Annotated in this window: 10 protein-coding genes and 1 pseudogene; all 11 read left to right on the top strand. The window is 33.2% G+C overall.

Annotation, left to right across the window (positions count from 1 at the left end; genetic code table 11):
* Window positions 1-342 precede the first annotated feature (342 nt).
* The 11 genes and pseudogenes from ACX6CF_RS19715 (at window position 343) to ACX6CF_RS19665 (ending at window position 11,239) form a co-directional block, all read left to right on the top strand.
* Window positions 343-1,308, top strand: coding sequence for a beta-ketoacyl-ACP synthase III (locus tag ACX6CF_RS19715; protein WP_458787082.1), 966 nt, complete (start codon window positions 343-345; stop codon window positions 1,306-1,308).
* A 32-nt stretch (window positions 1,309-1,340) separates the two neighbouring features.
* On the top strand, window positions 1,341-1,568 hold the full coding sequence (gene acpP, locus ACX6CF_RS19710) for an acyl carrier protein (protein WP_458787081.1): 228 nt from the start codon (window positions 1,341-1,343) through the stop codon (window positions 1,566-1,568).
* A gap of 64 nt (window positions 1,569-1,632) precedes the next feature.
* Complete coding sequence (gene fabK, locus ACX6CF_RS19705) at window positions 1,633-2,559, top strand: enoyl-[acyl-carrier-protein] reductase FabK (protein ID WP_458787080.1); 927 nt, start codon at window positions 1,633-1,635, stop codon at window positions 2,557-2,559.
* A 59-nt stretch (window positions 2,560-2,618) separates the two neighbouring features.
* The gene (gene fabD, locus ACX6CF_RS19700) at window positions 2,619-3,545 is read left to right on the top strand and encodes an ACP S-malonyltransferase (RefSeq protein WP_458787079.1); all 927 of its coding nucleotides are present in this window, start codon (window positions 2,619-2,621) and stop codon (window positions 3,543-3,545) included.
* Window positions 3,546-3,576: 31 nt separating this feature from the next.
* Entirely contained in the window at window positions 3,577-4,311 is a 735-nt protein-coding gene (fabG, locus tag ACX6CF_RS19695; RefSeq protein WP_458787078.1) for a 3-oxoacyl-[acyl-carrier-protein] reductase, read from the top strand.
* A 21-nt stretch (window positions 4,312-4,332) separates the two neighbouring features.
* Complete coding sequence (gene fabF / locus ACX6CF_RS19690) at window positions 4,333-5,571, top strand: beta-ketoacyl-ACP synthase II (protein ID WP_458787077.1); 1,239 nt, start codon at window positions 4,333-4,335, stop codon at window positions 5,569-5,571.
* A gap of 37 nt (window positions 5,572-5,608) precedes the next feature.
* A complete protein-coding gene (accB, locus tag ACX6CF_RS19685; protein WP_458787076.1) occupies window positions 5,609-6,082 on the top strand; it encodes an acetyl-CoA carboxylase biotin carboxyl carrier protein in 474 nt (157 codons plus the stop codon).
* Between the two features lie 72 nt (window positions 6,083-6,154).
* On the top strand, window positions 6,155-6,577 hold the full coding sequence (fabZ, locus tag ACX6CF_RS19680) for a 3-hydroxyacyl-ACP dehydratase FabZ (RefSeq protein WP_458787075.1): 423 nt from the start codon (window positions 6,155-6,157) through the stop codon (window positions 6,575-6,577).
* A 32-nt stretch (window positions 6,578-6,609) separates the two neighbouring features.
* On the top strand, window positions 6,610-7,953 hold the full coding sequence (locus ACX6CF_RS19675) for an acetyl-CoA carboxylase biotin carboxylase subunit (RefSeq protein WP_458787074.1): 1,344 nt from the start codon (window positions 6,610-6,612) through the stop codon (window positions 7,951-7,953).
* A gap of 246 nt (window positions 7,954-8,199) precedes the next feature.
* Window positions 8,200-9,951, top strand: a pseudogene (locus tag ACX6CF_RS19670) (acetyl-CoA carboxylase carboxyltransferase subunit alpha).
* 181 nt (window positions 9,952-10,132) lie between these two features.
* Window positions 10,133-11,239 carry a delta-lactam-biosynthetic de-N-acetylase gene (locus ACX6CF_RS19665; RefSeq protein WP_458787073.1) on the top strand — a complete coding sequence of 369 codons (1,107 nt, stop codon included), beginning with the start codon at window positions 10,133-10,135 and terminating at the stop codon, window positions 11,237-11,239.
* The last annotated feature ends 59 nt before the right edge of the window (window positions 11,240-11,298 follow it).

Below are 11,298 nucleotides of genomic sequence, written 5' to 3'. Positions count from 1 at the left end.
AACCTCCCATGCATTAATCTCTCAAAATTATAACATTGAGTTATTTAATGCTGTGATTATAATATATCACACACTACCTATTAATGCAAGGTACTAAATAAAGTTTTTATGCTATCATTATTTGGTATATATTAGGAAGTAAAAATTTTATATTTGATGAAATAAGTCTATAAAATCGCAATATGTATAAATTTATAGAAATAGGTCTATCATTTATATAGTGGATATTTATACTGCTTAGTCAAGTAAATATTTTAAATAAATTCTTGACAATTATAGTCAATTCGGATATACTTTGATTATCAAAGTATTTGCAACGCAAAATAAATAGGAGATAATGATATGAAAAATGTTAGAATCATTGGAACAGGTAGTTATTTACCCGATAATATAGTATCAAATGATGATCTATCCTCCTTTGTTGAAACAAGTGACGAATGGATTAGTAGCCGTACAGGTATTAAAAATAGAAGAATTACAACTGGAGAAGGAACAACTGATTTAGCTGTTAACGCTGCAAAAAAAGCCGTTGAATCTTCTAATATAGATCCTAATGAGATTGATTTAATATTAGTAGCTACTATTTCAGCCGATAATTTTACTCCATCGACTGCATGTGAAGTACAAAAAGAAATAGAAGCAGATAATGCAATGTGTTTTGATATTAATGCAGCATGCTCAGGTTTTATTTTTGCACTTAATACAGCTACAGCTTATATTAAAGCTGGTTTAGCCAAGAATGCTTTAGTAATTGGAGTGGAAGTACTTTCTAGATTGACAGATTGGGAAGATAGAAGAACTTGTGTATTATTCGGTGACGGATCTGGAGCAGTTGTGATAAGTGAATCAGAAGAAGAAGGAATTATTGATTTTGAGTGTAAATCTCTAGGTAAATTAAGTGAACACTTAGTATGTGGCGGTAGCGACCTTAAGAATCCTTTTGTAAACAAAGTATCAGATAAATATATAAAAATGAATGGTCAGGAAGTATTCAAATTTGCATGTGGTTCTGTACCTAGGGGCATAAAAAATGTAATTAAGAAATCTCCATATGAAATGGAAGATATTGATTATTTTGTATTACATCAAGCAAATGAGAGAATCATTGATTCTATAGCAAAAAGATTAAAAATAGATAAAGAAAAGATCTACAAAAATATTGCTTCATATGGGAACACATCATCAGCTAGTGTACCTATTGCCTTAGACGAGATGTTCAGAAAGAATATATTGAAAAAAGGGCATAGAATTATTATTGCTGGTTTTGGTGGAGGACTCACTTACGGAGTTGCTATGATAACAATCTAAAATAATAAAATTAAAATAGGAGGAATTATATAATGGATTTTGAAAAATTGAAAGAGGTAGTAATTGATCAACTAGATGTTGAAGAAAGTGAAGTAACATTACAAGCTAAATTCATAGATGATCTTGGAGCAGATTCATTAGACTTATTTGAATTGGTAATGGCTATTGAAGATGAATCAGGAGTAGAGATCAAGAATGAGGACTTACCTTCAGTAATTACTGTACAAGACGCATTAAACTACGTAAAAAATAATCAGTAAGAATGATTAACTTATAACCAATCTGGGGGTACCCGATTGGTTTAAATTTTAAGGAGTGAAAATAGTGAAATCTGAGATTTGTAAAATGTTGAATATTAAATATCCAATATTTCAAGGTGCTATGGCTTGGATAGCAGAATATAACTTAGTTGCTGCAGTATCTAATGCAGGAGGTCTTGGAATTATAGCAGGAGGAAATGCTCCTTGTGATGTTGTTAGAGAACAAATTAGAAAAACTAAAGAATTAACCGATAAACCATTTGGAGTCAATATAATGCTTCTTTCACCTTTTGCAGATGAAATAGCTAATATGATATGTGAAGAAAAGGTAGCAGTTGTTACAACTGGAGCAGGAAATCCGGGTAAATATTTAGAGATGTGGAAAGAAAATGGTATAAAAGTGATACCAGTAGTTCCTTCTGTTGCATTAGCTAAGAGAATGGAAAGATCTGGTGTTGACGCAATTATTGCTGAAGGGTGTGAATCAGGCGGTCACGTTGGAGAATTAACGACCATGGCACTTTTACCTCAAGTAGTAGATGCAGTAGAGATACCTGTTATTGCCGCTGGTGGAATAGGTGATGGCAGAGGGATAGCTGCGACTAAGATGTTGGGAGCAGATGCTTTTCAAGTGGGAACAAGATTCTTAGTTGCGAAAGAATGTATCGTACATAAGAATTATAAAGAGAAAATAATAAAAGCTAAGGATATAGATACTCGTGTAACAGGTAAAGTTACTGGGCATCCTGTGAGAGCATTAAAAAATAAATTTACAAGGAAATTCTTGCAACTAGAAAAAGAGGGAGTCAGTATAGAAGACCTAGAAGAATTCGGCACTGGTAAACTTAAATTAGCTGTTGTAGACGGTGATGTAGCTAATGGTTCAGTTATGTCTGGACAGATAGCAGGAATGATTGATAAAGAACAGACATGTAGTGAAATAATAGAAGAACTTGTAACAGATGCAGACAGAGTTATCAATAATAGATAAGTAATAAGAGATAAGTAATAAGAGTTAATTAGTTTTATATATTGAAAGGAATGAAAATCATGGGAAAGACAGCTTTTTTATTTCCAGGTCAAGGAGCTCAATATCTTGGTATGGGAAAAGAAATAGCTAACAATTTTGAAAGCAGCAAAAAAATCTTTCAGATTGCTAGTGAAACACTAGGATTCGATATAGAAGAAGTATGTAATGAAAAAGAAGATGTTCTTAATAATACAGAATATACACAACCTGCAATTCTAACTACTACTATAGCTATTTTAGAAGCTGTAAAAGAACATGGATTAAAGGCAGATGTAGTTGCTGGATTAAGCCTAGGGGAATACAGTGCTTTAGTTGCCAATGGGGCGATGGATTTTGAAGAAGCGGTAAGGCTTGTTAGAAAAAGAGGTAGATATATGGAAGAAGCTGTACCAAAGGGTAAAGGCTCTATGGCAGCAGTTCTTGGTTTGGAGCCACGTATTGTAGAAGAGATATGTGACAGTATAGATGGAATGGTTTTGCCTGCTAATTATAATTGCCCAGGTCAGATTGTTATTGCAGGAGAAGTGGAAGCTCTAAACACTGCCTGTGAAAAATTGGAAGAAGCAGGAGCAAAAAGAGTAATTAAGCTTAAGGTAAGTGGACCTTTTCATACCCCTATGCTTAACCCAGCAGCAGAAAAACTTATGAAGGAATTAGAAGAGATTAACGTTGTAAAGAATAAGATTCCGTATATAACTAATGTAACAGCGGACTATGTAGATGATCATAAAAATGTTAAAACTCTCTTGACTAAACAAGTTGTCTCACCAGTAAGATGGGAAGAGACTATAAGTAGAATGATAGATGATGGTGTAGATACATTCATTGAAATAGGACCAGGTAAAACACTTAGTTCTTTTGTTAAGAAAATCGATAGAAGCAAGAAAATAATCAATATACAAGATATGAAAACATTAAGTAAGGCAGTTAAATTAATGGAAGAGTAGTATTAGAATCCCAGAGAAAGGATGATAATTAATGGATAAGGTTGCTATAGTAACTGGTGCTTCAAGAGGAATAGGTAGAGAAATAGCTCGTAGATTAGCAAGTGATGGAATAATAGTAGCAGTTAATTATAGAAGTAGTGAAGAAGAAGCCCAGAAAGTAGTTGCGGATATTATTGCTGATGGTGGGAGCGCCAAAGCATATAAAGCTGACGTAAGTATTTTTGAAGATGCTAAAAAATTGATATCCGAAGTTAAAGATGAATATGGAAGAATAGATATTCTAGTCAATAATGCTGGAATAACAAAAGATATGTTGATGCTTAAGATGACAGAAGTGGAATTTGATGATGTAATAAGAGTCAATCTAAAAGGCACATTCAATTGCATCAAACATGTTAATAGAATCATGTTGAAACAGAAATCTGGTAGGATAATAAATATTTCATCCGTAATAGGTGAAATAGGTAATGTTGGGCAGGCTAATTATGCAGCATCAAAAGCAGGAATCATCGGTTTGACAAAATCGATGTCAAAAGAGTTAGCTACAAGAAGCATAACTGTGAATGCTGTCGCTCCAGGTTTTATAGAAAGTGATATGACTGATATATTAACTGACAAAATTAAAGACCAGATTTTATTAAATATCCCTATGAAAAGAATTGGGAAAGCAAGGGAAGTAGCTAATGTAGTAGCTTTTCTAGCTTCTGATGAAGCAAGTTATGTTACAGGTCAAGTAATTAATGTAGACGGTGGAATGGTTGTTTAATTAGATGAAAGGAAGGTTACAATGAAGAGAAGAGTTGTCATAACAGGATTAGGTGTTATCACGCCTATTGGGAATAATGTAGATGAATATTGGAATAATCTAAAAGCAGGAAAAATTGGATTTGGAGAGATTACTTCATTTGATGCAACTGATTATAGAGCAAAAATAGTTGGTGAAGTAAAAGGGTTTGAGCCTAAAGAATATATGGAAAGAAAGAAAGCTAAGAGAATGGATAGATTCGCTCAATTCTCAATAGCAGCAACCAAACAAGCGATAGATAATTCAGGTCTTGACTTAGAAAAAGAAGACGTTGAAAGAATAGGTGTTGTAGTAGGAACAGGTGTAGGAGGATTAGGTTCAATTGAGAAAGAAGAACAGAACTTGTTAGCCAAAGGTCCTAACAAAGTATCTCCTATGTTTATACCAAAAGTAATTACTAATATGGCAGCAGGTAATATCGCTATCCAATTTGGATTAAAAGGAGTATGTACCAATGTGGTGACAGCATGTGCTACTAGTACGAATACCATAGGTGATGCTTTTAGAATTATACAATATGGTGATGCGGATGTTATGGTTGCAGGTGGAACTGAAAGTTGTATAGTACCTCTTGGAGTTTCAGGATTTACAGCTCTTCAAGCACTAAGTACCAGTGAGGATCCTAAAAAAGCATCAAGACCATTTGATAAAAATAGAGATGGTTTTGTTATGGGTGAAGGATCTGGAATCATAATCTTAGAGGAATTAGAACATGCAGAAGCAAGAGGTGCCAATATATTAGCTGAGGTCAAAGGTTATGGAGCAGCTTGTGATGCTTATCATATTACAGCACCAGCACCAGGTGGAGAAGGTGCAGCAAGAGCCATGAAATTAGCTATAAAAGATGCAGGTATCAAGCCAGAAGATATATCCTACATTAATGCACATGGAACAAGTACAGAATATAATGATAAACTAGAAACTGCTGCTATCAAAAAAGTATTCAAAGACAACGCTTATAAAGTTCCCATTAGTTCTACTAAATCAATGGTAGGACATTTACTAGGAGCAGCTGGTGCAGTAGAGATAGTTGCATGTGTAAAAACGATATTGGATAGTTTTGTACATCCAACGGTAGGATATGCAACACCAGATGAAGAATGTGATTTGGATTATATTCCTATTAAAGGAAGAAATCTTGATGTGAAATATATTCTTTCTAACTCACTTGGTTTTGGTGGACATAATGCATCATTAGTAATAGGCAAATATGAAGAATAAAAATTATTTTAATAATATTGTAAGGAAGTGATGACTGTTGAAATTTGAAAATATAAAAGAGCTGATAAATATAGTAAGTGAAAAGGGATTGTCACGTGTGGATATTGAAAAAGATGGATTCAAGATATCCATAAGGAAAGAAAAAGAAAACATAATGACATCAAGTGTAGAACCTTATATTCAGAAACCAATTACTACCAGCCAGACTGTTAACGTTAATAAAGAGCCTGTACAAGATAATAGCAACGATAAAGTAGACGTAGAAGAAAAAAATACAATAATAGTTAAATCGCCTATAGTAGGGACGTTCTATAGTGCTGCAAGTCCCGACGAAGAAGATTACGTTAAAATAGGAGATAAGGTGTCAAAAGGCAAGACACTATGTATTATTGAAGCTATGAAGTTGATGAATGATATAGAAGCTGAAACTTCAGGTGAGGTTGTAGATATATTGGTGGAAAATGAAGATATAGTAGAATATAATCAGCCTTTGTTCAGGATTAGACCATAGATAATATCTTGCGTGTGTAAAGAGCATTTATTACTTATTAAAACGTTAATAAGAAAGGAATAGATTGTTATTATGTTAGATGCAGTTGAGATCCAAAAAATTATCCCACATAGATATCCATTTTTGCTAGTTGATAGAATAACAGAAATAGAGCCAGGTAAAAGGGGAGTAGGCTATAAAAATGTTACAATGAATGATTATTTTTTTGCCGGACACTTTCCAGAGGAACCAGTAATGCCTGGAGTACTTATTGTTGAAGCTCTTGCTCAAGTGGGAGCAGTCACTATGCTTAGTTTAGAAGAATATAAAGGTAAAACAGCGTATTTTGGTGGTATTAATAAGACTAAAATTAGACGAAAAGTTATACCTGGAGATAGATTGGATTTAGAAATAGATATTATAAAACAAAAAGGTCCAGTAGGAGTTGGGAAAGTAGTAGCATCTGTTGATGGTGAAATTGCTGTTACTGGAGAATTAACTTTTATTGCTAAGTAGTTATATAAGGTTAATGGAAGTAGAGGTGAAATATGTTTAATAAGATTCTGATTGCAAATAGAGGCGAAATTGCTGTAAGAATTATTAGAGCCTGTCGAGAGATGAATATACAGACGGTAGCGGTGTATTCTGAGATAGATAAAGAAGCTCTTCATACACAATTGGCGGATGAAGCTATATGTATTGGACCTGCTCCTGCAAAAGACAGTTATCTTGATATTAAAAGGATAATCAGTGCAGCTATTGTTACAGGTGCTACGGCAATACATCCTGGATTTGGATTCTTATCCGAGAACAGTAAGTTTGCTAAGGTATGTGAAGAATGTAATATAACATTCATAGGTCCAACAGGTGATATGATGGACAGAATGGGGAACAAGTCACAAGCTAGAGAAACAATGATTAAAAATAATATACCAGTAGTACCGGGTTCAGAGGGTGCTGTAGCGAATATTGAAGAAGCAATAGAAGTAGCGGATAAGATAGGATATCCTGTTATTATCAAAGCATCAGCAGGCGGTGGTGGAAGAGGTATGCGTATTGCTAACAATAGCGATGAATTAGCAAATTCCTTCAAAACTGCTAGTGCAGAAGCAAAAAATGCTTTTGGCGACGATACTATGTATGTGGAAAAATATGTAACTAATCCTAGACATATTGAATTCCAAATAATAGCTGATAATTATGGTAATACAGTACATCTAGGTGAAAGAGACTGCTCAATGCAAAGAAGGCATCAAAAAGTTCTTGAAGAATCACCTTCTGCAGCTATTGATAATGAGCTAAGAAAACAAATGGGTGAAGTAGCGGTTAAAGCAGCTAAATCCATCAATTATAAAAATGCTGGAACTGTAGAATTTCTATTAAGTGATAGTGGAGAGTTCTATTTTATTGAGATGAATACTAGAATTCAAGTAGAACATCCTGTTACAGAAATGGTTACAGGCATAGATTTGATAAAAGAACAAATACGAATTGCAAATGGAGATAAATTAGAATATAACCAGAAAGATGTTAAGATTAAAGGTCATGCAATTGAATGTAGAATCAATGCAGAAAATCCTAGTAAAGGATTTAGACCCTCTCCTGGGGATATAAGTTTCCTTCATATGCCTAGCGGAAAAGACATTAGAGTGGACAGTGCCATTTATTGCGGTTATAAAATACCTCCGACATATGATTCAATGATAGCTAAGTTAATTGTTTTTGATAAAGATAGACATAGTGCCATAAAAAAAATGAATAGTGCTATTGGTGAGTTTATTGTTGAAGGTATAGATACTAATATTGATTTTCAATACGAATTGATTAATAATGAAAAATTCATAGAAGGAAATTATAATACTTCTTTTATTGAAAAAATGATGGAGAAGTAAATTAACTTAACAAGGTTATTCATTTCCCAAAAGAATAACCTTGTTAAGATATATTTCTTATTAGATACAAAAAATAGTAAAGGGTAATATTGCCGCTTAATATGCTATTTACAAAAGTTAGTTTGCCATTTCCCTAGGTTCAATATTACCTTTTACTATTTTTAGTAATTATAAGATAATGATAATTAATTGATGCTAAGTGATTATTTATAAAAAATCAAATAAACCATTAAAAGGGGTATATGTATGAAAGAATTATTTAAAAAGAAAAAATACATTAAATTACCTATAAAGACAACAGCAAATGGAAAAGAACAATTTAACGAGATGAGTGATCCATCAGTACCTACTGGTAAATGGATTAAATGTAATAATTGTGGGGAGATAATTTACAGAGATGATTTTGAAGCTAGAGATCAAATATGTACTAAATGCCATAAACATTTTAGGATGGATAGTGAATCAAGGATATCACAAATAATTGATTCTGGTTCTTTCAAAGAATTGAATGCTAATATTGGAACGAAAAATATTCTGGATTTTCCAGATTACTTAGATAAAATATCTGCATTACAGAAGAAAACAGGCCTGAAAGAAGGAGTAATAACAGGTGAAGGCAGAATTAATAAAGTGAAAGTTGTTATAGCGGTTATGGATAGCAGATTCATGATGGGAAGTATGGGAGAAGCTGTAGGAGAGAAAATAACTAGAGCCATTGAACATGCAACTAACAAGAAATTACCTATTATCATATTTACTGCCTCTGGTGGAGCTAGGATGCAAGAAGGAATTGTCTCCCTTATGCAAATGGCTAAAACATCTTCAGCTTTAGCTAAACATAGTGAAGCAGGACTATTATATATTACAGTTCTGACAGACCCAACAACAGGTGGAGTTACTGCTAGTTTTGCTATGCTTGGAGATATAATCTTAGCTGAACCTGGGACGTTGATTGGATTTGCTGGAGCAAGAGTAATAGAACAGACAATTAATCAAAAATTACCTGAGGGATTTCAAAAAGCTGAGTTTCTACTAGAGCATGGATATATAGATATGATTGTGGAAAGAAGAGATATGAAAAATACTTTATATAAATTGCTGGAATTTCATCGTACTTAAAATATATATTAGTTGAATGTGAATACAACAATTTTTTGAAGAATAGGTTATAGATTAATTTAAAATTATATTTAAAGAGGTGTTTATTGTATGGACCCATGGGAAAAAGTAAGCATAGCTAGAATGGCGGAGAGACCTACGTCAGAAGATTATATTAGACTTATATTTGATGATTTCATAGAGTTTCATGGAGATAGATTATATAGTGATGATAAAGCAATAATCGGCGGAATAGGGTTGCTTGAAGGTATTCCAATAACAGTTATCGGACAGCAAAAAGGTCGTTCAACAAAAGAAAATATTGATAGAAACTTTGGAATGCCTCATCCTGAAGGTTACAGAAAAACACTTAGACTTATGAAACAGGCAGAGAAATTCGGTAGACCTATAATTTGTTTTGTGGATACTCCAGGAGCATATTGTGGATTAGGAGCAGAAGAAAGAGGTCAGGGAGAAGCTATAGCAAGGAATCTATTTGAAATGGCTAGACTAAAAGTTCCTATCATATCAGTTGTAATTGGTGAAGGCGGTAGTGGTGGAGCCCTAGCTTTAGCAGTATCGGACAGGGTTTGGATGTTAGAAAACTCAATATACTCAATACTATCACCTGAAGGATTTGCTAGTATCTTATGGAAGGATAGTAAACGAGCTAAAGAAGCAGCTGAAGTAATGAAGATAACGGCTGAGGATTTGCTTGAATTTGGTATCATTGATAAGATTATTGAAGAACCAGATGGAGGAGCACATAATAGTTTCCATGAGATAAGTGAAGAATTAAAAGATAGTTTCATTAAACAGGTAGAAGAATTAAAAGAGTTGGATAAAGAACGATTAATTGAAAATAGATATAATAGATATAGAAAACAAATTCAGCAATAAAATTAGGAAAATATTAGGATTGAAAATAGATAGATATAGGAAATAATTATCTGGATTTATGTCATAAAAGAGAGTATAATAGAGGCAAGAATTTCTAATTAGGTAATAATGATATCTAATTAGATTTTCTTGTCTTGCTTTATAATAGGGTGAATATAGTGACATAGAAGGGAGATCAATAATGGCAAAAAAGAAGAAAAAAGACACAAAAACATTAAAAGCACTAGCTATACTTGTTTTGGTCGTAGCAGCAGTCTGCTTAGGACTTACAGTAGGAAAAGGCGCTTATAAACCAGATAATACTGCTAAGAATAACGATGAGAATAATGCTATTGCTAAGGAAGAGACAAACAATAAGGGGAAAATTGATAATGACTTAGATACTACTGATACGGAATCTGAAATTCACCCTGAAAAAGAAGTAAAACCAGAGCCAGAGGTGAAACCAGAAACAGACGAGCCAAAGGTGACAGAAGGAGAAAAAGACTTAGAAGCAGACAATACTTCTGACCAAGAAGAAAACAAAGATGAAGTCAAAGAGGAATTACCTCAGGGAAGTGATACGGGAGATAATTCTGACCTTAATGTAGATGCTTCTGCCTTATCTAATAAAGGATATAGTTGGAGTTTTAAAAGGAATAAAGAACACACAAAAGTTATTGGATATAATAAGTTTGATATTGAACAATATGGTGGTTACTATATTGTAGAAACAGATGAAAAAGTTATCTATCTGACATTTGACGAAGGTTATGAAAATGGTTACACACCTACTATACTAGATACATTAAAAGCTAATGATGTAAAAGCAACATTTTTTGTAACCAAACCTTTTATTGAAAATAATGCTGATCTGGCAAAGAGAATGAAAGATGAAGGTCATATAGTTGGAAATCATACTGTACACCATAAAAGAATGTATGAGTTGACAGATGATGAAATTAAATACGAAATAGAAGAAACGGCCAGATATTTTGAAGAAATGACGGGATACAAGATGGATACTTTCTTTAGACCACCAGAAGGGGCATATAGTGAAAGATCACTATACCTAACTGGACAATTAGGATATAAAACTATTTTTTGGAGTATGGCTTATGCGGATTGGGATAGAGATAATCAAAAAGGTAAGGAGTATGCTTATAACCACGTAATAAATAATGCTCATTCAGGTATGATTTCATTATTACATGCGGTATCATCTTCTAATACAGAAGCACTTGATGATATTATTAAAACGTTAAAAGAGCAAGGTTACAGATTTGGTAATCTATATGAAATTGAATAAATGAATTGAGTATATAATAAAAAAAGGAGCTGTATGCACAATGTCATTAAGTTAAGAAA

Source organism: Vallitalea sediminicola (assembly GCF_054408565.1).
Note: the sequence above shows the minus strand (reverse complement) of the source record. Positions and strands in the feature narration are given on the sequence as shown.